The sequence below is a fragment of the Citrobacter sp. Cpa228 genome (assembly GCF_030333085.1).
Taxonomy (GTDB): Bacteria; Pseudomonadota; Gammaproteobacteria; order Enterobacterales; family Enterobacteriaceae; genus Citrobacter; species Citrobacter pasteurii.
In genome coordinates this window covers 1-24,336 of sequence record NZ_JAOWGQ010000035.1, presented here as the reverse complement: position 1 = coordinate 24,336, position 24,336 = coordinate 1, and the positions used below count along the sequence as shown (strand labels likewise).

At 53.4% G+C, this 24,336-nt stretch carries 22 protein-coding genes; 18 read left to right on the top strand and 4 right to left on the bottom strand.

What is annotated here, in order from left to right:
• Nucleotides 1-17: 17 nt before the first annotated feature.
• Complete coding sequence (gene metE, locus OGX91_RS04030; protein WP_286625522.1) at nucleotides 18-2,279, top strand: 5-methyltetrahydropteroyltriglutamate--homocysteine S-methyltransferase; 2,262 nt, start codon at nucleotides 18-20, stop codon at nucleotides 2,277-2,279.
• A 51-nt stretch (nucleotides 2,280-2,330) separates the two neighbouring features.
• Here metE and OGX91_RS04025 read toward each other — a convergent pair whose 3' ends face one another.
• Complete coding sequence (locus OGX91_RS04025) at nucleotides 2,331-3,137, bottom strand: dienelactone hydrolase family protein (RefSeq protein WP_155022039.1); 807 nt, start codon at nucleotides 3,135-3,137, stop codon at nucleotides 2,331-2,333.
• Nucleotides 3,138-3,402: 265 nt separating this feature from the next.
• On the opposite strand from OGX91_RS04025, the gene udp reads away from it, so the two are divergent.
• From udp to tatD, 9 genes are all read left to right on the top strand, one after another.
• Nucleotides 3,403-4,164 carry a uridine phosphorylase gene (udp, locus tag OGX91_RS04020; RefSeq protein WP_003017903.1) on the top strand — a complete coding sequence of 254 codons (762 nt, stop codon included), beginning with the start codon at nucleotides 3,403-3,405 and terminating at the stop codon, nucleotides 4,162-4,164.
• A gap of 140 nt (nucleotides 4,165-4,304) precedes the next feature.
• A complete protein-coding gene (gene rmuC, locus OGX91_RS04015; protein WP_286625520.1) occupies nucleotides 4,305-5,735 on the top strand; it encodes a DNA recombination protein RmuC in 1,431 nt (476 codons plus the stop codon).
• Nucleotides 5,736-5,829: 94 nt separating this feature from the next.
• On the top strand, nucleotides 5,830-6,585 hold the full coding sequence (gene ubiE, locus OGX91_RS04010; protein WP_003017897.1) for a bifunctional demethylmenaquinone methyltransferase/2-methoxy-6-polyprenyl-1,4-benzoquinol methylase UbiE: 756 nt from the start codon (nucleotides 5,830-5,832) through the stop codon (nucleotides 6,583-6,585).
• A 13-nt stretch (nucleotides 6,586-6,598) separates the two neighbouring features.
• On the top strand, nucleotides 6,599-7,204 hold the full coding sequence (ubiJ, locus tag OGX91_RS04005; RefSeq protein WP_188232250.1) for a ubiquinone biosynthesis protein UbiJ: 606 nt from the start codon (nucleotides 6,599-6,601) through the stop codon (nucleotides 7,202-7,204).
• Nucleotides 7,201-8,841, top strand: a complete 1,641-nt coding sequence (gene ubiB, locus OGX91_RS04000; protein WP_005133256.1) for a ubiquinone biosynthesis regulatory protein kinase UbiB — start codon at nucleotides 7,201-7,203, stop codon at nucleotides 8,839-8,841. The genes ubiJ and ubiB overlap by 4 nt, the downstream gene beginning before the upstream one ends.
• 78 nt (nucleotides 8,842-8,919) lie before the next feature.
• Nucleotides 8,920-9,174, top strand: coding sequence for a Sec-independent protein translocase subunit TatA (tatA, locus tag OGX91_RS03995; protein WP_003017888.1), 255 nt, complete (start codon nucleotides 8,920-8,922; stop codon nucleotides 9,172-9,174).
• Between the two features lie 3 nt (nucleotides 9,175-9,177).
• The gene (gene tatB, locus OGX91_RS03990) at nucleotides 9,178-9,726 is read left to right on the top strand and encodes a Sec-independent protein translocase protein TatB (protein WP_005133254.1); all 549 of its coding nucleotides are present in this window, start codon (nucleotides 9,178-9,180) and stop codon (nucleotides 9,724-9,726) included.
• A 2-nt stretch (nucleotides 9,727-9,728) separates the two neighbouring features.
• Nucleotides 9,729-10,520: a Sec-independent protein translocase subunit TatC gene (gene tatC / locus OGX91_RS03985; RefSeq protein WP_005133252.1), complete on the top strand. Its 792-nt coding sequence runs from the start codon at nucleotides 9,729-9,731 to the stop codon at nucleotides 10,518-10,520.
• 41 nt (nucleotides 10,521-10,561) lie between these two features.
• Nucleotides 10,562-11,344 carry a 3'-5' ssDNA/RNA exonuclease TatD gene (tatD, locus tag OGX91_RS03980; RefSeq protein ID WP_149691817.1) on the top strand — a complete coding sequence of 261 codons (783 nt, stop codon included), beginning with the start codon at nucleotides 10,562-10,564 and terminating at the stop codon, nucleotides 11,342-11,344.
• Nucleotides 11,345-11,350: 6 nt separating this feature from the next.
• Here the strand turns inward: tatD and rfaH are convergent, their stop codons facing one another.
• Nucleotides 11,351-11,839, bottom strand: coding sequence for a transcription/translation regulatory transformer protein RfaH (gene rfaH / locus OGX91_RS03975; RefSeq protein ID WP_005133248.1), 489 nt, complete (start codon nucleotides 11,837-11,839; stop codon nucleotides 11,351-11,353).
• 166 nt (nucleotides 11,840-12,005) lie between these two features.
• On the opposite strand from rfaH, the gene ubiD reads away from it, so the two are divergent.
• The 4 genes from ubiD to OGX91_RS03955 all read left to right on the top strand — a co-directional run bounded on the left by ubiD (nucleotide 12,006) and on the right by OGX91_RS03955 (nucleotide 16,371).
• Complete coding sequence (ubiD, locus tag OGX91_RS03970) at nucleotides 12,006-13,499, top strand: 4-hydroxy-3-polyprenylbenzoate decarboxylase (RefSeq protein WP_040230095.1); 1,494 nt, start codon at nucleotides 12,006-12,008, stop codon at nucleotides 13,497-13,499.
• 40 nt (nucleotides 13,500-13,539) lie between these two features.
• Nucleotides 13,540-14,241 carry an NAD(P)H-flavin reductase gene (gene fre, locus OGX91_RS03965; RefSeq protein ID WP_040230096.1) on the top strand — a complete coding sequence of 234 codons (702 nt, stop codon included), beginning with the start codon at nucleotides 13,540-13,542 and terminating at the stop codon, nucleotides 14,239-14,241.
• A 227-nt stretch (nucleotides 14,242-14,468) separates the two neighbouring features.
• Complete coding sequence (locus OGX91_RS03960; RefSeq protein WP_199947990.1) at nucleotides 14,469-15,383, top strand: ROK family protein; 915 nt, start codon at nucleotides 14,469-14,471, stop codon at nucleotides 15,381-15,383.
• Nucleotides 15,384-15,390: 7 nt separating this feature from the next.
• The gene (locus OGX91_RS03955) at nucleotides 15,391-16,371 is read left to right on the top strand and encodes a LacI family DNA-binding transcriptional regulator (RefSeq protein WP_199947988.1); all 981 of its coding nucleotides are present in this window, start codon (nucleotides 15,391-15,393) and stop codon (nucleotides 16,369-16,371) included.
• Between the two features lie 283 nt (nucleotides 16,372-16,654).
• On the opposite strand, the gene fadA is transcribed toward OGX91_RS03955, so the two are convergent.
• Nucleotides 16,655-17,818, bottom strand: a complete 1,164-nt coding sequence (gene fadA, locus OGX91_RS03950) for an acetyl-CoA C-acyltransferase FadA (protein ID WP_005133237.1) — start codon at nucleotides 17,816-17,818, stop codon at nucleotides 16,655-16,657.
• Nucleotides 17,819-17,827: 9 nt separating this feature from the next.
• A complete protein-coding gene (gene fadB / locus OGX91_RS03945; RefSeq protein ID WP_005133236.1) occupies nucleotides 17,828-20,017 on the bottom strand; it encodes a fatty acid oxidation complex subunit alpha FadB in 2,190 nt (729 codons plus the stop codon).
• A 189-nt stretch (nucleotides 20,018-20,206) separates the two neighbouring features.
• Here fadB and pepQ point away from each other — a divergent pair, with 189 nt between their 5' ends.
• Genes pepQ through hemG form a run of 4 tightly spaced genes read left to right on the top strand, consistent with a single transcriptional unit; the run spans nucleotide 20,207 to nucleotide 24,199 of the window.
• Nucleotides 20,207-21,538 carry a Xaa-Pro dipeptidase gene (gene pepQ, locus OGX91_RS03940; RefSeq protein WP_286625512.1) on the top strand — a complete coding sequence of 444 codons (1,332 nt, stop codon included), beginning with the start codon at nucleotides 20,207-20,209 and terminating at the stop codon, nucleotides 21,536-21,538.
• On the top strand, nucleotides 21,538-22,152 hold the full coding sequence (locus OGX91_RS03935; protein WP_286625511.1) for an IMPACT family protein: 615 nt from the start codon (nucleotides 21,538-21,540) through the stop codon (nucleotides 22,150-22,152). Before pepQ ends, OGX91_RS03935 begins: the two co-directional genes overlap by 1 nt.
• A gap of 38 nt (nucleotides 22,153-22,190) precedes the next feature.
• Nucleotides 22,191-23,642 (top strand): Trk system potassium transporter TrkH, encoded by a 1,452-nt coding sequence (gene trkH, locus OGX91_RS03930; RefSeq protein WP_003017848.1) that lies wholly within the window; start codon nucleotides 22,191-22,193, stop codon nucleotides 23,640-23,642.
• Nucleotides 23,643-23,653: 11 nt separating this feature from the next.
• The gene (gene hemG, locus OGX91_RS03925; RefSeq protein WP_005133225.1) at nucleotides 23,654-24,199 is read left to right on the top strand and encodes a menaquinone-dependent protoporphyrinogen IX dehydrogenase; all 546 of its coding nucleotides are present in this window, start codon (nucleotides 23,654-23,656) and stop codon (nucleotides 24,197-24,199) included.
• Nucleotides 24,200-24,336 lie beyond the last annotated feature (137 nt).

Here is a 24,336-nt window from a genome sequence, read left to right as displayed (position 1 = left end):
TAATTAGAGGAAGAAAAATGACAATATTGAATCACACCCTCGGTTTCCCTCGCGTTGGCCTGCGTCGCGAGTTGAAGAAAGCGCAAGAAAGTTACTGGGCGGGAAATTCTTCCCGTGAAGAATTGCTGACCGTTGGTCGCGAGCTGCGTGCCCGCCACTGGGATCAGCAGAAGCAGGCGGGCGTTGACCTGCTGCCGGTGGGCGATTTTGCCTGGTACGATCACGTGCTGACCACCAGCCTGCTGCTCGGCAACGTTCCGGCTCGTCATCAGAATAAAGACGGCTCGGTCGATATCGATACCTTATTCCGCATTGGCCGTGGCCGCGCACCGACCGGTGAGCCCGCGGCGGCGGCAGAAATGACCAAATGGTTTAACACCAACTATCACTACATGGTGCCGGAGTTCACCAAAGGTCAGCAGTTCAAACTGACCTGGACCCAGCTGCTGGATGAAGTAGACGAAGCGCTGGCGCTTGGTCATAAGGTGAAACCTGTGCTGCTGGGGCCGGTAACTTACCTGTGGCTGGGGAAAGTGAAGGGCGAACAGTTTGACCGCCTGAGTCTGTTGAACGACATTCTGCCGGTTTACCAGCAGGTGCTGGCGGAACTGGCAAAACGGGGTATTGAGTGGGTACAAATCGATGAACCTGCTCTGGTACTGGAGCTGCCGCAAGCGTGGCTGGATGCCTTTAAACCGGCTTATGACGCTCTGCAGGGCCAGGTGAAGCTGCTACTGACCACCTACTTCGAAGGCGTAACGCCAAACCTGGATACCATTACCGCGCTGCCGGTGCAGGGGCTGCACGTTGACTTCGTGCACGGTAAAGATGATGTCGCCGAGCTGCACAAACGTCTGCCTGCCGACTGGCTGCTGTCAGCGGGTCTGGTGAACGGACGCAACGTCTGGCGCGCCGACCTCAGCGAAAAATACGCGCAAATTAAAGATATCGTCGGGAAACGTGACCTGTGGGTGGCTTCTTCCTGCTCCCTGCTGCACAGCCCCATCGATCTCAGCGTGGAAACCCGCCTTGATGCAGAGGTGAAGAGCTGGTTTGCCTTCGCCCTGCAAAAATGCGGCGAGCTGGCGCTACTGCGTGATGCGTTGAACAGCGGCGATACCGCGGCGCTGATTGAATGGAGCGCACCGATTCAGGCGCGTCGCCACTCTACTCGTGTCCACAACGCCGCAGTGGAAAAACGTCTGGCGGCGATCACTGCCCAGGACAGCCAGCGTGCCAACGCTTATCCGGTTCGTGCCGAGGCACAGCGTGCCCGCTTTAATCTGCCGGCATGGCCGACCACGACTATCGGCTCATTCCCGCAAACCACGGAAATTCGCGGCCTGCGCCTGGACTTCAAAAAAGGCAACCTGGATGCCGGTAACTACCGCACCGGTATCGCGGAACATATCAAACAGGCGATCGTTGAACAGGAACGTCTGGGGCTCGACGTGCTGGTGCACGGTGAAGCCGAACGTAACGACATGGTGGAATACTTTGGTGAACATCTGGACGGGTTCGTCTTTACCCAGAACGGTTGGGTGCAGAGCTACGGTTCTCGCTGCGTGAAGCCACCGGTAGTCATTGGCGACGTCAGCCGCCCGGAAGCGATCACCGTGGAGTGGGCGAAGTATGCCCAGTCGCTGACCGACAAACCGGTAAAAGGTATGCTGACCGGTCCGGTGACCATTCTTTGCTGGTCATTCCCGCGTGAAGACGTGACGCGTGAAACCATCGCGAAGCAGATTGCGCTGGCGTTGCGTGATGAAGCTGCGGATCTGGAAGCGGCGGGGATCGGTATTATCCAGATTGATGAGCCGGCGCTGCGCGAAGGTCTGCCATTGCGTCGCAGCGACTGGGCGGCGTATCTGGAGTGGGGCGTGGAAGCCTTCCGCATTAACGCGGCGGTGGCGAAGGATGAAACCCAGATCCACACCCACATGTGTTACTGCGAGTTCAACGACATCATGGACTCCATTGCGGCGCTGGACGCGGACGTGATCACCATTGAAACCTCTCGTTCTGATATGGAGTTACTGGAGTCGTTTGAAGAGTTCGATTACCCGAACGAAATCGGGCCGGGCGTCTACGACATTCACTCGCCGAACGTCCCGAGCGTGGAGTGGATTGAAGCCCTGCTGAAGAAAGCCGAACAGCGTATTCCGGCAGAGCGTTTGTGGGTGAACCCGGATTGCGGCCTGAAAACGCGCGGCTGGCCGGAAACCCGTGCCGCGCTGGCAAACATGGTTAAAGCGGCGCAGAATCTGCGTCAGGCGTAAAAAAACGGAGGCTGATGCCTCCGTTTTGTTTATTGGTTTGCCTGGCGGGAATTATTTCTTCCCATCGTATTGCGCGAACCACTCCAGCATTCTCTGCCATCCATCCTTAGCGGACTCTTCGTGGTAACTTGGGCGATAATCGGCGTTAAACGCATGCCCGGCATCGGGATAGACCACGATTTCCGCTTTCGCATTGGCGGCGCGCAGCGCCTGACGCATTGTTTCAACGGTATCTTGTGGAATACTGATATCCTGGCCGCCATAAAGTCCCAGAACGGGGGCGTTAAGATCGGTCGCGATATCAACGGGATGTTTGGGGGAGTTCAGCGTTTTATCGCCCACCAGTTTGCCGTACCACGCCACCGCCGCTTTTAGCTGTGGATTGTGTGCGGCATACAGCCAGGTAATGCGTCCGCCCCAGCAAAATCCGGTGATCATCAGTTGGTGCGCATCTCCCCCGTTGCGGGAGGCCCAACTGGCGACGTGATCCAAATCGGCCAGTACCTGAGAGTCAGGCACTTTGGCGACAAGGCCGCTGAGCAGCGTGGGGATGTCGGCAAAGTCATTGGGATCACCTTCGCGAAAATAGAGTTCTGGTGCGATAGCCAGATACCCTTCCAGAGCCAGACGGCGGCAAACGTCACGAATGTGTTCATGAATGCCAAAAATCTCCTGCACGACAATAACCACGGGCAGCGGGCCATCGGTTTGCTTTGGTCGTGCGTGATACGCTGGCATATCATCGCCTTGTGAAGGTATGGACGTTACACCGGCGATAATCGCGTTATCCGGAGTGTGAACCGTGGTAGATGTCGGTGGAGATACAGCAGGTGCAAAGCCAGATTGTCGTGTTGTCATGGTATTCTCCGTACCCTTAAATATTCAGCCCAAAAGCGCATTGTTAACTATAGACACATGCAACGAACCACATTGCCTTAAACGGGCTATCTTTTGTGCAGGGCGTCCTTACATTGCATTGTTTATGTGATGTGTGTCACTGTTTCATGGTAATTGAATGCAATTGATTTACATCATAGTGATGACTGTCACGAAAATGTGTTCATGCCTTCGGTAAAGTATGTTTTTGCTTCTTCTGACAAAACCGATTCACAGAGGAGTTTTTATGTCTAAGTCTGATGTTTTTCATCTCGGCCTCACTAAGAGCGATTTACAAGGGGCTACGCTTGCTATCGTCCCTGGCGACCCGGAGCGTGTGGAAAAGATCGCCGCGCTGATGGATAAGCCGGTTAAGCTGGCATCTCATCGCGAGTTCACTACCTGGCGTGCTGAGCTGGATGGTAAAGCCGTGATCGTTTGCTCTACCGGTATCGGCGGCCCGTCAACCTCTATTGCCGTAGAAGAACTGGCACAGCTGGGCATTCGTACCTTCCTGCGTATCGGTACGACTGGCGCTATCCAGCCGCATATCAACGTGGGTGATGTCCTGGTCACCACGGCGTCTGTCCGTCTGGATGGTGCAAGCCTGCACTTCGCGCCAATGGAGTTCCCGGCCGTTGCCGACTTCGAGTGCACCACTGCGCTGGTGGAAGCGGCGAAATCTATCGGCGCCACTACCCACGTTGGCGTTACCGCGTCTTCTGATACCTTCTACCCGGGCCAGGAGCGTTACGACACCTTCTCTGGTCGCGTAGTGAGCCGTTTCAAAGGCTCGATGGAAGAGTGGCAGTCGATGGGCGTCATGAACTACGAAATGGAATCTGCCACGCTGCTGACCATGTGCGCCAGCCAGGGTCTGCGTGCTGGTATGGTCGCGGGTGTTATCGTGAACCGTACTCAGCAAGAGATCCCGAATGCGGAAACGATGAAACAAACGGAAAGCCACGCGGTGAAAATCGTGGTGGAAGCTGCGCGTCGTTTACTGTAATTCTCCCTTCTTTGCTAAAAGGCCGACGCGTTCGGCCTTTTTATTTTGCGTAGTGCCTCGCAGGAAATTCCTTTTAAACTGGACGTTTATACAGCACAATTCTATTTTGTGCGGGTAAGTTGTTGCTGTAAGGGGGCGTTGTGGATATTTCAATTATGATGAGTGCCGTGCTGGCGTTAGCCGCAGGGCTGCTGGTTGGGTGGCTGGCAACAAAAGCGCACGCCGACAGGATCCGTGCCGACCTCATCGAAGAACGACGTGAACTGGATATCGCGCTAAGCGCCGCCCGGCAGCAACTCTCACAGGAGGCCCACTGGCGCGACGAATGCGAACTGCTGAATAACGAACTCCGCAGCCTGCAGAGTATCAATACCTCGCTGGAGGCCGATCTCCGGGAAGTCACCACTCGTCTGGAAGCAACGCAACAGCATGCGGAAGATAAAATTCGCCAGATGATCAACAGTGAACAGCGCTTGAGCGAACAGTTTGAGAATCTGGCGAACCGCATTTTCGAGCACAGTAACCGTCGGGTAGATGAGCAAAATCGCCAAAGCCTGAACAGCCTGCTGGCACCGCTTCGCGAACAACTGGACGGTTTTCGACGCCAGGTTCAGGACAGCTTTGGTAAAGAGGCACAGGAACGCCATACTCTGGCGCACGAAATTCGTAATCTCCAGCAACTGAACTCGCAGATGGCACAGGAAGCAGTAAACCTGACGCGTGCATTAAAAGGGGATAACAAAACGCAGGGTAACTGGGGCGAGGTGGTACTCACGCGGGTGCTTGAGGCTTCCGGTCTGCGTGAGGGCTATGAATACGAAACCCAGGTCAGCATCGAAAACGACGCCCGCTCGCGGATGCAGCCAGATGTTATTGTCCGGTTACCGCAGGGCAAAGATGTAGTGATCGACGCGAAAATGACGCTGGTTGCCTATGAACGCTATTTTAACGCTGAAGATGAACTCACCCGCGAGAGTGCGTTGCAGGAGCATATCGCCTCGGTGCGAAACCACATTCGTCTGCTGGGTCGCAAAGACTATCAGCAGCTTCCTGGGTTACGTACGCTTGACTATGTGCTGATGTTTATCCCCGTTGAGCCTGCTTTTTTACTGGCGCTCGACAGGCAGCCTGAACTGATTACCGAAGCGCTTAGAAATAATATTATGCTGGTCAGTCCCACTACGCTGTTGGTGGCATTGCGTACGATTGCCAATCTGTGGCGCTACGAGCATCAGAGCCGTAATGCGCAACAAATTGCCGATCGGGCCAGCAAACTTTATGACAAGATGCGGTTGTTTGTGGATGATATGTCGGCAATAGGTCAAAGCCTGGATAAAGCCCAGGACAACTACCGACAGGCGATGAAAAAACTCTCTTCCGGTCGTGGAAACGTCCTGTCGCAGGCAGAAGCGTTTCGCAGTTTAGGGGTGGAAATTAAGCGCGAGATTAATCCTGAACTGGCTGAACAAGCCACGACCCAGGATGAAGAGTACCGTTTGCGCTCGGTCCCTGAGACGCAACAGGATGAGCCTTACCCCGATGATGAAGCGGTAAATCAGCAATCAAGCTAGTCCATTTGGGGTAGTTGAACCCGGCAGAAGGGTAGGGCAAATTGACCCAATCTGTTACACTTCTCGAACATTTTTTGAATGAGCAGGCACTGAGATGGTGGATAATTCACAAGAAACGACGCACTTTGGCTTTCAGACCGTCGCTAAAGAGCAGAAAGCTGACATGGTGGCCCACGTTTTTCATTCTGTGGCCTCTAAATATGACGTTATGAATGACTTAATGTCATTCGGCATTCATCGTTTGTGGAAGCGCTTCACCATTGACTGCAGTGGCGTGCGTCGCGGACAAACCGTTCTCGATTTGGCTGGCGGTACCGGCGATCTGACGGCGAAATTCTCTCGCATGGTAGGCGAAACCGGCAAAGTTGTGCTGGCAGATATCAATGACTCAATGCTCAAAATGGGTCGCGAAAAGCTGCGCAATATCGGTGTAGTGGGGAACGTTGAGTACGTTCAGGCGAATGCGGAAGCGTTACCTTTCCCTGACAACACGTTTGACTGCATCACCATCTCTTTTGGTCTGCGCAACGTGACGGATAAAGACAAAGCATTACGCTCAATGTATCGCGTGTTGAAGCCGGGCGGGCGTTTACTGGTGCTGGAATTCTCCAAGCCGATTATCGAACCGTTGAGCAAAGCCTACGACGCGTACTCTTTCCACGTTCTGCCGCGAATTGGCTCCATGGTAGCAAGCGATGCAGACAGTTATCGCTATTTGGCGGAGTCCATCCGCATGCATCCCGATCAGGACACCTTAAAAGCAATGATGCAAGATGCCGGGTTCGAAAGCGTTGATTACTACAACCTGACGGCAGGTGTCGTTGCGCTGCATCGTGGCTACAAGTTCTGACAGGAGATTGGGGATGCCTTTAAAACCCTTAGTGACCGCAGGCGTTGAAAATCTGCTCAACACCTTTCTGTACCGTTCCCCTGCGCTCAAGTCAGCCAGAACGCGTTTACAGGGCCAAGTGCTACGTGTTGATCTCAAAGGATTTTCAACACCGTTAGTCCTGGTGTTTAGTGAGCGCCAGGTCGATGTGCTGGGGGCATGGGAAGGCGAAGCCGATTGCACCGTAATCACACATGCCAGCGTGTTACCGAAACTACGCGATCGGCAGCAACTCACCACGCTTATTCGCAGCGGTGAGCTGGAAGTCCAGGGCGATATTCAGGTCGTGCAGAACTTTGTGGCGTTGGCCGATCTGGCGGAGTTTGATCCCGCTGAACTGTTAGCGCCCTATACTGGCGATATCGTCGCGGAAGGAGTCAGTAAAGTGTTGCGTGGTGGAGCTAAGTTCCTGCGCCGCAACATTCAGCGCCAGCAGCGTTATGTTGCTGAAGCGATCACCGAAGAGTGGCGCATGGCTCCGGATCCGCTTGAGGTTGCATGGTTTGCAGAAGAAACGGCAGCCGTTGAGCGCGCGGTCGAATCTCTGGCTACACGGCTGGAAAAACTGGAGGCCAAATGACGCCAGGTGAAGTACGGCGCCTTTATTTCATCATTCGCACTTTTTTAAGCTACGGTCTTGATGAACTCATCCCTAAAATGCGTATCACGCTGCCGCTCCGGCTGTGGCGTTACTCGCTGTTCTGGATGCCCAACCGACACAAAGATAAGCCGCTGGGAGAAAGGCTGAGACTGGCTTTGCAGGAATTGGGGCCGGTGTGGATCAAATTTGGTCAAATGCTCTCAACCCGTCGTGATCTTTTCCCTCCGCATATTGCCGATCAGCTAGCGCTACTGCAGGATCGGGTTGCGCCATTCGATGGGCAACGCGCGAAAGAACAAATCGAAGAGGCGATGGGGGGGCTACCCGTCGAGGAATGGTTTGATGATTTTGAGATTACACCGCTGGCATCTGCGTCTATTGCTCAGGTTCACACCGCGCGGTTGAAATCGAATGGCAAAGAGGTGGTAATCAAAGTTATTCGTCCGGATATCTTGCCAGTAATCAAAGCCGATTTAAAACTGATCTATCGCCTTGCTCGTTGGGTTCCTCGCCTGCTGCCGGATGGTCGTCGTCTGCGGCCAACAGAAGTCGTCCGTGAATATGAAAAAACATTGATCGACGAGCTGAACCTGCTGCGTGAGTCGGCAAACGCCATTCAACTGCGACGCAATTTTGAAGACAGCCCGATGTTGTACATCCCGGAAGTGTACTCTGACTATTGCAGTCAGAACATGATGGTGATGGAGCGCATTTACGGTATTCCCGTTTCAGATGTCGCCACGCTTGAGAAGAACGGCACCAACATGAAGCTGCTGGCCGAACGCGGTGTTCAGGTCTTCTTTACTCAGGTTTTCCGCGACAGCTTTTTCCATGCCGACATGCACCCCGGGAACATTTTCGTGAGTTATGAGCACCCTGAAAACCCGAAATACATTGGTATTGATTGCGGGATCGTGGGTTCCTTAAACAAAGAAGATAAGCGCTACCTGGCTGAAAACTTTATTGCGTTCTTTAACCGCGACTACCGCAAAGTAGCTGAACTGCACGTGGATTCTGGCTGGGTTCCGCCGGATACCAACGTTGAAGAGTTCGAATTCGCCATTCGTACCGTGTGCGAGCCGATCTTCGAAAAGCCGCTGGCAGAGATCTCCTTTGGTCACGTGCTGTTGAATCTGTTCAATACGGCACGTCGATTTAATATGGAAGTCCAGCCTCAACTGGTGTTGTTACAGAAGACGCTGTTGTACGTTGAGGGTGTTGGCCGACAGCTCTATCCTCAGTTAGATCTGTGGAAAACGGCCAAGCCTTTCCTTGAATCCTGGATTAAAGATCAGGTAGGTATTCCGGCGCTTGTCAGGGCATTTAAAGAAAAAGCACCATTCTGGGTCGAAAAAATGCCAGAAATACCTGAACTTGTGTATGACAGTTTGCGCCAGGGCAAATATTTACAGCACAGTGTTGATAAGATTGCGCGCGAGCTTCATGCGAATCACGTACGTCAGGGACAATCCCGTTATTTATTGGGTATTGGCGCAACGTTGCTGTTAAGTGGGACATTCCTGCTGGTAAGCCGCCCTGAGTGGGGGCTTATGCCGGGCTGGTTAATCGCGGGTGGTGTTATCGCCTGGCTGATCGGCTGGCGCAAAATGCGCTGATTTTTTCATCGCCCAAGGCAGGTCGTGTAACGTATACTACGACCTTATTAATTCATCATCTATGACAGAGGAACATGTATGGGTGGTATCAGTATTTGGCAGTTGTTGATCATTGCCGTCATCGTTGTACTGCTATTTGGCACCAAGAAACTCGGCTCCATCGGTTCCGACCTTGGCGCGTCTATTAAAGGCTTCAAGAAAGCGATGGGTGATGATGAACCTAAGCAGGATAAAACCAGCCAGGACGCTGATTTTACCGCTAAATCCATCACCGATAAGCAGGGTGAAGTGAAGAAAGAAGACGCCAAAAGCCAAGATAAAGAGCAGGTATAATCCGTGTTTGATATCGGTTTTAGCGAACTGTTATTGGTGTTCGTTATCGGCCTCATCGTACTGGGGCCACAACGATTGCCAGTGGCAGTAAAAACGGTCGCGGGCTGGGTCCGTGCGCTGCGCTCTCTTGCAACTACCGTGCAGAATGAACTGACCCAGGAGCTTAAGCTTCAGGAGTTTCAGGACAGCCTGAAGAAAGTAGAGAAAGCGAGCCTGACAAATTTGACGCCGGAGCTGAAAGCATCGATGGATGAGCTGCGCGAAGCGGCTGAGTCGATGAAGCGTTCTTACAGCGTGCACGATCCTGAGAAAGCGAGCGATGAAGCGCACACTATCCATAATCCGGTAGTGAAAGAAGCGGAAGCGCAGCGAGAAGGAGTTACCCCTGCAGCCGCTGAAAACCAGGCCAGTTCGCCGGAGCAAAAACCGGAATCCACGGCTGCTGACACGCCGGAGTTGAAGGAAACTGCTTCCGTTACGTCGATGGACGCGGAAAAGAAACCTGCTGCACCAGCTGTCGAATCCTCACCCTCGTCGAGTGATAAACCGTAAACATGTCTGTAGAAGATACTCAACCGCTCATCACGCATCTTATTGAGCTGCGTAAGCGACTCCTGAACTGCATTATTGCGGTTATGGTGATCTTTCTGGCGTTGGTTTATTTTGCCAACGACATTTACCATATGGTTGCAGCGCCGCTGATTAAACAGATGCCGCAGGGTGCAACGATGATCGCCACCGATGTGGCTTCACCGTTCTTTACCCCGATAAAGCTAACCTTTATGGTGTCGCTGATCCTGTCGGCACCGGTGATCCTGTACCAGGTATGGGCATTTATTGCGCCTGCTTTGTATAAGCATGAACGCCGCCTTGTCGTGCCGCTGCTGGTCTCAAGTTCGCTGTTGTTCTATATCGGGATGGCATTCGCCTATTTTGTCGTCTTCCCGCTGGCGTTTGGCTTCCTTGCCAACACAGCTCCGCAAGGCGTGCAGGTTTCGACAGACATTGCCAGTTATCTCAGCTTTGTCATGGCACTGTTTATGGCGTTTGGTGTCTCTTTTGAGGTTCCTGTCGCCATTGTATTGCTGTGCTGGATGGGCATTACGACACCTGATGATTTACGTAAGAAACGCCCTTACGTAGTTGTCGGGGCATTTGTCGTGGGGATGTTACTGACTCCACCAGATGTCTTCTCGCAAACGCTGTTGGCTATACCGATGTACTGCCTGTTTGAAGTGGGTGTTTTCTTCTCTCGTTTTTATGTCGGTAAGCGACGTACGCGGGACGAAGACAACGAGGCAGAGAATGCGAAAGAAGCCGAAGCCACCGAGAAAACCGAAGAGTAAATTCAGCCGCCCGTAAGGGCGGTTGTCATATGGGAGGATGCATGTTTGATATTGGCGTTAATTTAACCAGTTCACAATTTGCGAAAGACCGGGATGAGGTCGTGGCGCGCGCCTTTGCTGCGGGCGTAAACGGTATGCTTCTGACCGGAACAAACCTGCATGAAAGCCAGCAGGCGCTAAAGTTGGCACAGCATTATCCACATTGCTGGTCCACTGCTGGCGTCCACCCGCATGACAGTAGCCAATGGCAATCCTCAACAGAGGCGGAAATTGTTGCACTGGCGAACCAGTCCGAAGTGGTCGCCATTGGTGAATGCGGCCTGGATTTTAATCGTAATTACTCCACTGCGCAGGAACAGGAACGGGCTTTTGAGGCGCAATTGCGTATTGCCGCCGAATTGCAGATGCCTGTTTTCATGCATTGTCGGGATGCCCACGAACGTTTTCTTACGCTGCTGGAACCCTGGCTGGACAGCCTCCCCGGCGCAGTGCTGCACTGTTTCACCGGTTCGCGCCGGGAGATGCAGGACTGCGTGGACCGAGGGCTTTATATCGGGATTACCGGATGGGTCTGCGATGAGCGTCGGGGGATGGAACTACGGGAGCTACTGCCTTTTATCCCGGTGGAAAGGCTGCTGATAGAAACAGACGCGCCCTATTTACTCCCACGCGATCTGGCCCCGAAGCCGACTTCCCGACGCAATGAACCTGCACACCTGCCGCATATTCTTGAGCGTATTGCGCACTGGCGCGGGGAAGATCCTCAGTGGCTATCAACGGCGATTGATGCCAACGTCAGAACGTTATTCGAAGTGACCTTCTGAGTCTGTTTATATTTTTCGAAAGCCGGTGTTTTTCACGCTCTGCTTAACCTCTTTATTCAACAGGTTAAGCAGGAGCATGGAACGTGCTTCGCCGTCGGGTTCGGTGAAAATCGCCTTCAACCCTTCAAATGCCCCTTCAGTGATAATGACGCAGTCTCCAGGATGTGGCGTTTCCGGGTCAACAATCCCTTCGGGCTTGTAGATAGAAAGCTGGTGAATGACGGGAGAGGGGACGGTGGCTGGTGTCGCTCCAAAACGTACAAAATGACTGACGCCACGTGTCGCATTGATGGTCGTGGTGTGGATCACTTCCGGATCGAACTCGACAAACATGTAATTAGGGAAAAGTGGCTCACTGACTGTGGTACGTTTACCACGCACCATTTTTTCCAGGGTGATCATTGGTGTCAAACAGTTTACTGCTTGTCTTTCCAGGTGTTCCTGGGCACGCTGAAGTTGCCCGCGTTTGCAGTACAGTAAATACCAGGCTTGCATAATAACTCTTATCCGCTTGTTCTGAGCGCAAGCATAGCAAAAGTCATTATACACTTCATCTTTCAAGCCTCATCGGTGTTGGTTGCCAGAGTTCACGCTAATTTAACAAAAATACAGCATCACAATGATGAACGCCGTATAATGACGCGCTTACACAGAGGCCATAATGGACGCCATGAAATATCACGACTTACGCGACTTCCTGACGCAGCTTGAACAGCAGGGCGAGCTCAAACGCATTACGCTTCCAGTGGATCCCCATCTGGAGATCACTGAAATTGCCGATCGCACTTTGCGTGCCGGTGGGCCTGCGCTGCTGTTTGAGAATCCAAAAGGCTATTCAATGCCGGTACTGTGCAATCTGTTTGGCACTCCGAAGCGTGTCGCCATGGGGATGGGGCAAGAAGATGTCTCAGCACTACGGGAAGTTGGTAAGCTGTTGGCGTTTTTGAAAGAGCCGGAGCCGCCGAAAGGATTCCGCGATCTGTTTGATAAGCTGCCGCAGTTCAAGCAGGTACTGAACATGCCGACCAAACGGCTACGCGGTGCGCCTTGTCAGCAAAAAATTTCTTCAGGTGATGACGTTGATTTAAACCGTATACCGATCATGACCTGCTGGCCGGAAGATGCTGCGCCGCTGATTACATGGGGACTCACCGTCACGCGTGGTCCGCATAAAGAGCGACAGAATCTGGGTATTTATCGCCAACAGCTGATTGGCAAAAACAAGCTCATTATGCGTTGGCTTTCACATCGTGGCGGCGCGCTGGATTATCAGGAGTGGTGCGCGGCACACCCTGGTGAGCGTTTCCCAGTCTCCGTTGCGTTAGGGGCAGACCCGGCGACCATTCTGGGCGCTGTGACCCCTGTACCTGATACATTATCAGAGTACGCCTTCGCCGGGCTGCTGCGTGGCACCAAGACCGAAGTCGTCAAATGCATCTCCAACGATCTCGAAGTACCCGCCAGCGCTGAAATTGTTCTGGAAGGCTATATCGAGCCGGGTGAACTGGCACCGGAAGGACCGTATGGCGATCATACGGGTTATTACAATGAAGTGGATAGCTTCCCGGTTTTCACCGTCACACACATCACCCAACGCGAAGATGCGATTTATCACTCCACCTACACCGGACGTCCACCAGATGAGCCAGCGGTGCTCGGTGTGGCGCTGAATGAGGTCTTTGTCCCTATTCTGCAAAAGCAGTTCCCGGAAATCGTCGATTTTTACCTACCTCCGGAAGGTTGTTCATATCGCCTGGCCGTGGTGACGATGAAAAAACAGTACGCGGGTCATGCCAAACGCGTCATGATGGGTGTTTGGTCGTTTTTGCGTCAGTTTATGTACACTAAATTTGTTATTGTCTGCGATGATGACGTCAACGCGCGTGACTGGAATGATGTGATTTGGGCAATTACTACCCGTATGGACCCGGCCCGGGATACGGTACTGGTAGAGAATACGCCGATTGATTACCTGGACTTTGCCTCGCCGGTATCCGGTCTTGGTTCAAAAATGGGGCTGGATGCCACAAATAAATGGCCGGGTGAAACCCAACGAGAGTGGGGACGCCCGATTAAAAAAGATCCTGAAGTGACTGCGCGTATTGACGCAATTTGGGATGAACTGGCCATCTTTAATGACGGCAAAAGCGCCTGAGGCGCGATCGTTTTGCCTATTGATCCGACAGAGAGAGCGCATGACAACCTTAAGCTGTAAAGTGACCTCGGTAGAAGCTATCACTGACACCGTATATCGCGTTCGTTTAGTGCCTGACGCGGCATTTTCCTTTCGTGCAGGTCAGTATTTAATGGTCGTGATGGATGAAAGGGATAAGCGTCCGTTTTCCATGGCATCAACGCCGGACGAGCAAGGATTCATTGAGCTGCACGTTGGCGCTTCTGAGCTAAATCTTTATGCCATGGCGGTGATGGATCGCATTCTGAAAGACCGGGAAATCAAGGTCGATATTCCGCATGGCGAAGCCTGGTTGCGTGATGAAGATGAGCGTCCGCTGATGCTGATCGCGGGCGGTACAGGGTTCTCTTACGTGCGTTCCATTCTGCTCACCGCGCTGGCGCGTAATCCCAACCGCGATATCACCATTTACTGGGGCGGGCGCGAAGAGAAGCATCTCTACGATCTCTCTGAGCTGGAAGCGTTGTCGGTGAATCACCCGAACCTGCGCGTTGAGCCGGTGGTAGAGCAGCCTGAAGACGGCTGGCGTGGTCGTACGGGAACCGTGTTAACGGCAGTATTGCAGGATTACGGTACTCTGGCGGAACACGATATCTACATCGCCGGGCGTTTCGAGATGGCTAAAATCGCGCGCGACCTGTTCTGCAATGAACGTCAGGCACGTGAAGATCGTCTGTTTGGTGACGCGTTCGCGTTTATTTAAGCGATGTGCGCCGGAGTCCTTCCGGCGCATCCATCACCAACCTTACTTCTTCTAACAGGGTGCAAGCCCGGTCTCACTGCTCCTCTTTTCAGCACATTTTTAGTAAACATGTTTTTCCTTTCTATTAACCATAAAACTGATTTTTTGTGACGGGTCTCATTTTGTTTAGTAAACAAAATGGGCAAGCTGTATCGCATCACATTGCTGGACATCAACGAGGGAAAACCATGAGGCTCGGACTGGATATCGGCGGGACTAAAATTGAAGCGGTGGTGATTGATAACGCGGGTGAAATTGTTTACCGCGAGCGATGTGCGACACCAAAGCAGAGTTACGGTGATTTTTTCCAGGCCGTGACGGAGATGATTGCTAAGGCCAGACTGGCCGTTAATCAGCCTTTATCGGTGGGTATCGGGGTGCCCGGCGCGGTGGATAGCGAAGGTTTGATTAAGAATTCCAATATTCTGGTGCTGAATCAGCAGGCATTTTCACAAGATCTTGAGCGTGCATTAGGAATGCCTGTGCCCGTAACCAATGACGCCAACTGCTTTACCCTGTCGGAAGCGATGGACGGTAGCGGACGGGACTATCGTGTCGTATTTGGCGTGATCCTTGGTACCGGATGCGGCGGCGGTCTGTGCTTCGATAATCGGTTGATCTCCGGCCCTAACGCCTGTGCCGGAGAGTGGGGACATAATGCATTGCCGCGCTACCACGAATCTCGGGACGGGGCTGAAGTGACATGCTATTGCGGACAGGTGAACTGTATTGAGAGCTTTATTTCCGGCAGCGGCCTGGAGCGTCAGTATATGAGTCACACCGCACAACATGCAGATGTGCCACATATTATGCAGCGGGTAGAATCGGGTGATGCAGATGCCTGTTTGTTATGGGAACGCTATTGCGATCAGCTGGCGCGCGCGTTGGCGGGGGTGGTGAATACACTCGACCCTGATGTCATTGTGCTGGGAGGGGGGGTATCCAATATCACATTACTGTATTCGGGTTTGCAGGCACGCGTGGCACAGTACGTGTTTGGTAAACAGTGCCGTACACCGATCGTTCAGGCCCGACACGGCGACAGCAGCGGTGTCCGTGGCGCAGCCTGGCTGGGAGCACAAAAGGCTAGCGTAAATCAATGAGAGTGACATGACGAAACCTGTACGAATCAGAGATATTGCCGAAGCCTGCGGCGTTTCAGTTGGCGCTGTATCCCGCGCACTAAAAGGGCAGCCAGGGCTACGTGAAGATACCCGGTTGCGCATTATTTCTGTGGCGCAGCAGCAGGGTTATGATTTTTCTCGCCTGCGCGCAGACAAGATCAAACGCGTCCTGTTTTTACTGCATCGTCAGCACAATATCAGTCGGGCTTTACCGTTTTACTCGCAACTGCTGCTGGGTATCGATGATGCCTGCCGGGAGCAGGGTATTGCGCTGAGCTTTCTGTCTATCGGTCCGGGCGATGCAGTGAGTGAGCAGGTGATGCTGCACCAGCCTGATGCGCTGATCTGCGCCGGTTTTTTTGAACCTGAGTTGCTTGGGCTGCTGCAACAGATGAAATTGCCGTTGGTGCTGGTGGATCTCTGGGCGCCGGGGCTGCCTTGCGTGAATCCGGATAATACCCAGGGTGGCTATCTGGCTACGCAACATCTGATTACGCAAGGGCGCAGGCGTATCGCTTTTCTTGCCAGTTCGCTTGCGCACTACAGCATCCGTCAGCGCGAGAAGGGCTACCGTCAGGCATTGTATGAGGCCCGCTTGCTGATGCCGCCAGAGTACGACGCCGTTGCGCCGCCACTGCTGGATACTGAACAATCGTTGGTGGAAGCGGTTAATGAGCTGCTCAGGCTGCCGGAACCGCCTGATGCCATTTTTGCCTATAACGATGCGGCAGCGCTGGTTGTTCAGCGGGTGTGCGCGCAGCAGGGTATACGTATCCCGGAAGATCTTGCGCTGGTGGGGTTTGATGATATCGATGCTGCGGCCTGGTCACATCCGCCGCTGACCACTATTGCGGTTGATAAAAAGCAACTGGGGCGTGAAGCGCTGCGTTTATTGCTGGAAGAGAAACAGGAAGAGAATCTGCTGTTGCCGGTGCAGTTAGTGGTACGTAGCAGTTCAGGGAAATAAAAAACCCGCCCCTGACAGGCGGGAAGAACGGCAACTAAACTTTCTCTCTTCGCCATTGGCACCATAACTGTGTTGGCTGCGCTCATTCACCCGAATCACTTACTACACGTAAGCTCATCGGGATGAATGAGGGACATCCGTGTCCCTCACTGAAAGCAGCCTTCGGTTGTTCAAATTCGTTCCTGACGAATTTGTCATTCACTTGCCGCCTTGTTCTGGCACCAATGGCTTTGAGATAACATTTCGTAGGCCGGGCAAGCGAAGCGCCCCCGGCATGCTTTGATTAAACTCGCTCAAATACCGTTGCGATGCCCTGACCTAACCCGATACACATCGTTGCCAGACCAAATTGCACGTCTTTGCGTTCCATCAGGTTGAGCAGGGTGGTACTGATACGCGCACCAGAGCATCCCAGTGGGTGACCCAGGGCGATCGCGCCGCCGTTGAGGTTGATCTTCTCGTCTATCTGCTCCATCAGCCCCAGATCTTTAATGCACGGCAGGATCTGGGCGGCAAAGGCTTCGTTCATCTCAAACAAGCCGATGTCGCTGGCGGAGAGTCCGGCTTTTTTCAGCGCCAGCTTTGAGGCCGGAACCGGACCATAACCCATGATTGAGGGGTCGCAGCCGACAACAGCCATCGAACGAATACGGGCTCGCGGCGTCAGACCCAGCTCACGAGCACGGCTCTCACTCATCACCAGCATCGCCGCTGCGCCGTCGGAGAGCGCGGAGGAGGTACCCGCAGTGACCGTTCCGCTCACCGGATCGAACGCCGGGCGCAGGGTGGACAGCGCTTCAACGGTTGTCTCCGGGCGGATAACCTCATCGTAGTTAAACTGCTTCAGCACGCCGTCGGCATCATGGCCGCCGGTCGGGATGATTTCGTTTTTAAATGCGCCAGACTGTGTTGCAGCCCAGGCGCGAGCATGTGAACGTGCGGCGAAAGCATCCTGCATTTCACGGCTGATGCCGTGCATGCGGGAGAGCATTTCTGCGGTCAGACCCATCATCCCCGCCGCTTTTGCTACGTTGCGGCTCATGCCCGGATGGAAATCAACGCCGTGGCTCATTGGTACATGGCCCATATGCTCCACGCCGCCCACCAGGCACGCCTGAGCATCGCCGGTCATGATCATGCGCGCAGCGTCGTGCAACGCCTGCATCGAAGAGCCACACAGACGGTTCACGGTGACCGCCGGAACGGAGTGCGGGATTTCCGCCAGCAGCGCGGCGTTACGGGCAATGTTAAAACCCTGCTCCAGCGTTTGCTGCACACAGCCCCAGTAAATATCATCCAGCGCGGTTGGCTCCAGCGCGGGATTACGCGCCAGCAGGCTACGCATTAAATGTGCGGAGAGATCTTCTGCCCGCACGTTACGAAACGCCCCCCCTTTCGAACGGCCCATCGGGGTACGGATCGCATCAACAATTACAACCTGTTCCATTGTGACTCCTTAAGCCGTTTTCAGGCTGCCAACCGGGCGGGCAGGCTCAACCTGGGGATAATACGGTTCGTTATGGCGCGCTTTATCACGCAGGCCAGCCGGAACTTCATACAGCGGGCCAAGGTGCTGATACTGCTGAGCCATATCGAGATACTTCGCGCTGCCGAGCGTATCCAGCCAGCGGAACGCGCCGCCGTGGAACGGAGGGAAGCCCAGGCCATAAACCAGCGCCATATCGGCTTCTGCCGGACTGGCGATAATGCCTTCTTCCAGACAACGCACCACTTCGTTGACCATTGGGATCATCATGCGGGCGATAATTTCTTCATCGCTAAAGTCGCGTTTTGGCTGGCTGATATCCGCCAGCAAACCGTCAACGGCGGTATCTTCTTCTTTCTTCGGCTTGCCTTTGTTGTCTTCTTTATAGCGCCAGAATCCGAGGCCGTTTTTCTGCCCGAAACGGTTAGCGTCAAACAGGGCGTCTATCGCGTCGCGATAATCTTTCTGCATCCGCTGTGGGAAGCCTGCAGACATTACCGCCTGCGCGTGATGCGCGGTATCAATACCCACTACGTCCAGCAGATAAGCCGGGCCCATCGGCCAGCCAAACTGTTTTTCCATGACTTTATCGACTTTGCGGAAATCTGCCCCATCGCGCAGCAGCTGGCTGAAACCGGCAAAATACGGGAACAGCACGCGGTTCACGAAGAAACCGGGGCAGTCGTTGACCACAATTGGCGTTTTGCCCATCTGGCTTGCCCATGCGACAACTTTGGCGATGGTTTCATCCGAGCTTTTCTCGCCGCGAATGATCTCAACCAGTGGCATGCGGTGTACTGGGTTAAAGAAGTGCATCCCACAGAAGTTTTCCGGGCGCTTGAGCGCGCTGGCCAGCTCGTTGATTGGGATGGTAGAGGTATTCGACGCCAGTACGGTGTCCGGGCGTACCTGATCTTCGGTTTCCGCCAGTACCGCTTTTTTCACTTTCGGGTTTTCCACGACCGCTTCAACCACCACGTCCACACGCTCAAAACCGCTATAGTCGAGGGTTGGATGAATAGTGGAAATCACGCCCGCCATTTTCAGACCGTCAATTTTGCCGCGCTCAAGCTGTTTGTTCAGCAGTTTGGCCGCTTCGGTCATGCCCAGCGTTAATGATTTGTCGTTGATATCTTTCATGACAACCGGCACGCCTTTCCAGGCTGACTGGTACGCGATGCCGCCGCCCATAATGCCTGCACCCAGCACTGCCGCTTGCTTTGGTGCTTCAATATTTTTGGTGAGCTTTTTGGCTTTGGCTTTCACGAACTGATCGTTCAGGAATATCCCAACCAGCGCGCGAGCTTCACTGGTGTGCGCCAGTGGCACAAAGCTTTTATTTTCCAGATTCAGCGCTTCATCACGGCCAAAACGGGCCGCTGCTTCAATGGTTTTTACTGCGGTAATCGGCGCGGGATAGTGCTTACCTGCCGTCTGCGCTACCATACCTTTGGCAATGGTAAAGCTCATAGCCGCTTCAATTTTGCTGAGTTTCAACGGCTCCAGCTTCGGCTGACGTTTGGCTTTCCAGTCAAGATCGCCATTAATTGCCTGACGTAATACCGCAATCGCGCCATCAAGCAGTTTGTCTTGCTTCACCACGCCATCGACCAGGCCGATTTTCAGCGCTTGCTCAGCGCCAACATCTTTACCTGCCGCAATGATTTCCAGCGCGCTGTCTGCACCCAGCATACGTGGCATACGCACGGAGCCACCAAAGCCCGGCATAATACCCAGCTTAGTTTCCGGCAGGCCGATGCGCAGGTCCGGCGTTGCCAGACGATAATCGGTTGCCAGGACACACTCGCAGCCGCCGCCCAGCGCGTAGCCATTTACCGCAGAGAGAGTCGGAACAGGCAGATCTTCGAGGCGGTTAAAGACGCTGTTGGCAAAATGTAGCCACTGGCTCAACTGCTCTTCAGGCACGAGGAACAGTGAAAGGAATTCGGTGATATCGGCACCAACGATAAAGGCTGCTTTGTTAGAACGCAGCAGCAGCCCTTTTAAATTCGGTTGTTTTTCCAGCACGTCAAGCGCATTGCCCAGGCTGGCAACGGTGGCCGTGTCGAGTTTATTGACCGAACCAGGGGCATCGAACACCAGTTCGGCGATGCCATCTTCCAGCCAGTCGAGGTACAGGGTGTCGCCTTTGTAAAGCATGTCAGTCTCCTGAATCCGCAAGGTGATCTGGTCATACCAGATGAATCGAAGTGTGTATTTTGTGTTAATAAAATGCAAATGAATGATTAAAGAAATGACGATTTGATCACGCTCGGCAGAAATCACGCACTCACAAGGCGATGTGCTAAGATGCGGAGACTTGAGGTCAAAAAAACAGAAGGATAGAAAATGGAATCACTGGCCGCACTCTATAAAAATCATATCGTTACCCTACAGGAACGGACGCGCGACGCGCTGGCGCGCTTCAAGCTGGATGCGTTACTTATTCATTCAGGTGAGCTGATTAACGTCTTTCTCGACGATCATCCGTATCCGTTTAAGGTCAACCCGCAGTTTAAAGCCTGGGTTCCCGTAACGCAGGTTCCCAACTGCTGGTTGCTGGTGGATGGCGTGAATAAGCCAAAGCTGTGGTTCTACCTGCCGGTCGATTACTGGCACAACGTTGAGCCGCTGCCAACCTCTTTCTGGACGGAAGAGGTCGAGATCATCGCGCTGCCGAAAGCGGATGGTATCGGTAGCCAACTGCCTGCTGCTCGCGGCAATATCGGTTATATCGGTCCGGTTCCGGAACGCGCACTGCAACTGGACATCGCGGCCAGTAACATCAACCCGAAAGGGGTGATTGACTACCTGCATTATTACCGTGCTTATAAAACGGATTACGAACTGGCCTGCATGCGCGAAGCGCAGAAAATGGCGGTGAATGGACACCGTGCCGCGGAAGAAGCGTTCCGTTCCGGAATGAGCGAGTTTGACATCAACCTCGCTTACCTGACGGCTACCGGTCATCGCGACACCGACGTGCCGTACAGCAACATCGTTGCGCTTAACGAGCATGCTTCGGTTCTGCATTACACCAGGCTGGATCATCAGGCTCCGTCTGAAATCCGTAGCTTCCTGCTGGATGCGGGTGCGGAATATAACGGCTATGCGGCAGACCTGACGCGTACCTGGTCGGCGAAAAGCGACAACGACTATGCGCATCTGGTGAAAGATGTGAATGACGAGCAACTGGCGCTGATTGCCACGATGAAAGCGGGCACCAGCTATGTGGACTACCACATTCAGTTCCATCAGCGCATCGCGAAACTGCTGCGTAAGCATCAAATCATCACCGATATGAGTGAAGAGGCGATGGTAGAGAATGATCTTACCGGGCCGTTTATGCCGCACGGCATTGGTCACCCGCTGGGCCTGCAGGTACATGATGTCGCTGGCTTTATGCAGGATGACAGCGGTACCCACCTGGCCGCGCCGTCGAAGTATCCTTACCTGCGTTGCACCCGCGTATTGCAACCGGGCATGGTTCTGACCATCGAACCGGGCATTTACTTCATTGAATCTCTGCTGGCGCCGTGGCGTGAAGGGCAGTTCAGCAAACACTTCAACTGGCAGAAAATTGAAGCCCTGAAACCGTTCGGTGGTATTCGTATTGAAGACAACGTGGTGGTCCACGAGAACAATATCGAAAACATGACCCGGGATTTAAAACTGGCGTAATGGACAGTTGGTTAATCCCTGCGGCGCCGGTTAGCGTCGTTGAAGAGATCAAAAAAAGCCGCTTCATTACGCTGCTCGCCCATACGGACGGCGTAGAAGCGGCAAAAGCGTTTGTTGAGTCAGTCAAAGCGGAACACCCGGACGCCCGCCACCATTGCGTGGCGTGGGTGGCGGGTGCGCCCAATGACTCGCAGCAGCTGGGATTTTCAGATGATGGCGAACCGGCGGGTACGGCAGGTAAACCGATGCTCGCACAGCTGATGGGGAGCAGTGTCGGTGAGATTACTGCGGTGGTGGTGCGCTACTACGGCGGTATCCTTCTCGGTACGGGAGGACTGGTAAAAGCCTACGGTGGTGGGGTGAATCAGGCGCTGCGGCAGTTAACGACACAGCGCAAGACGCCATTAACCGAATATACTTTGCAGTGTGAGTACGGCCAGCTGGCAGGCATCGAAGCTTTGCTGGGGCAGTTTGACGGTAAAGTCATTGCCAGTGACTACCAGGCATTTGTTCGGCTCAGGGTGGCGCTTCCTTATGCCAAAGTGGATGAGTTTTCGGCAAAACTGGCGGATTTTAGTCGTGGTTCATTGCAATTGTTAGCGATTGAAGAATAATCCCCACCTCATTTTAAAGAACTAAGGAAACGGCAGAGATGCATTTTCGCGCCATCACCCGAATCGTTGGACTACTGGTCATCTTATTCTCGGGGACAATGATTATCCCCGGACTGGTAGCGCTCATTTACCGCGATGGGGCTGGGCGTGCATTTACCCAAACTTTCTTCGTTGCTCTGGCTATCGGCTCCATGCTGTGGTGGCCAAACCGTAAAGAGAAGGGCGAGCTGAAATCGCGCGAAGGATTTCTGATTGTCGTTTTGTTTTGGACCGTACTGGGGAGCGTGGGTGCGCTGCCATTCATTTTTGCGGAAAGCCCTAACCTGACGATAACCGACGCTTTTTTTGAATCCTTTTCCGGATTGACCACTACCGGTGCGACGACGCTGGTGGGGCTGGATTCATTGCCACACGCGATTCTCTTTTATCGCCAGATGCTGCAATGGTTCGGCGGGATGGGGATCATCGTGCTGGCGGTGGCTATCCTGCCTATTCTTGGCGTGGGTGGGATGCAGCTCTATCGGGCAGAAATGCCGGGGCCGCTGAAAGATAATAAAATGCGCCCGCGTATTGCCGAAACGGCAAAAACGCTGTGGCTTATCTATGTATTACTGACGGTGGCCTGCGCGCTGGCGCTATGGTTTGCCGGGATGCCCGCGTTTGATGCCATTGGACACAGCTTTGCCACCATTGCCATTGGCGGCTTTTCCACACACGACGCCAGTGTGGGCTATTTTGACAGTCCTACCATCAACACCATTATCGCTATCTTCCTGCTGATCTCCGGTTGTAACTACGGTTTGCACTTCTCTTTACTAAGTGGACGCAGTCTGAAGGTTTACTGGCGCGACCCTGAATTCCGTATGTTTATCGGGGTGCAGCTAACGCTGGTGGCCGTCTGTACGCTGGTGTTGTGGATACATAATACCTATGGGTCGGCGCTCACGACCATCAACCAGGCATTTTTCCAGGTGGTATCGATGGCGACCACAGCCGGATTTACCACGGACAGTATTGCCCGCTGGCCGCTGTTCTTGCCGGTGCTGTTGCTGTGTTCTGCGTTTATCGGCGGGTGTGCCGGGTCAACGGGCGGTGGTTTGAAGGTAATTCGTATCCTGTTACTGTTCAAACAGGGTAACCGCGAACTGAAGCGACTGGTTCACCCCAATGCGGTCTATAGCATTAAGTTGGGCAACCGAGCGTTGCCGGAACGAATCCTTGAAGCGGTATGGGGCTTCTTTTCTGCCTATGCGCTGGTCTTTATTATCAGTATGTTGGCAATTATTGCGACCGGTGTGGATGACTTCTCTGCGTTTGCCTCAGTGGTGGCGACGCTGAATAACCTCGGGCCTGGGCTGGGGGTTGTTGCCGACAATTTTGCCAGCATGAACCCGGTGGCGAAATGGATCCTGATTGCCAACATGTTGTTTGGTCGTCTGGAGGTCTTTACTCTGCTGGTGCTCTTTACCCCTACTTTCTGGCGTGAATAATGGAGTAACACGTGAAAACACTGATTCTTTTTTCTTCCCGGGACGGACAAACGCGCGAAATCGCTGAGTATCTGGCTTCTGAACTTAAAGAGCTGGGTGTCTGGGCAGATGTCATGAATTTGCATCGTACCGAAGAGCCTGAGTGGAAAAATTATGACAGCGTGGTGATTGGCGCATCAATTCGCTATGGCCATTACCATTCTGCATTTCAGGAATTTGTGAAAAAACATGCCACGCAGCTGAATACGATGCCGAGTGCGTTTTACTCTGTAAACCTGGTTGCCCGTAAACCGGAGAAACGCACACCGCAGACCAATAGCTATGCGCGTAAGTTTCTGATGAGTTCACCGTGGCGACCAGACCACAGTGCAGTCATTGCGGGTGCTTTGTTGTATCCCCGCTATCGCTGGTATGACCGCGTCATGATCCAACTGATTATGAAGATGTCAGGTGGTGAAACGGATACGAAGAAAGAAGTGATCTATACCGACTGGGAACAGGTGGCGGGATTTGCCCGGGAAATTGCCCAATTAACCAACAAAACGTTGTTAAAATAAACGTAAAGAATAAAAAGTATGCACTCGGAAAATTATTTTAAATTTCCCCTTGTCAGTCTGAAATAACTCCCTATAATGCGCCTCCACTGACACGGAACAACGGCACGCAAGCCGCCGGGTCAGCGGGGTTCCACTGA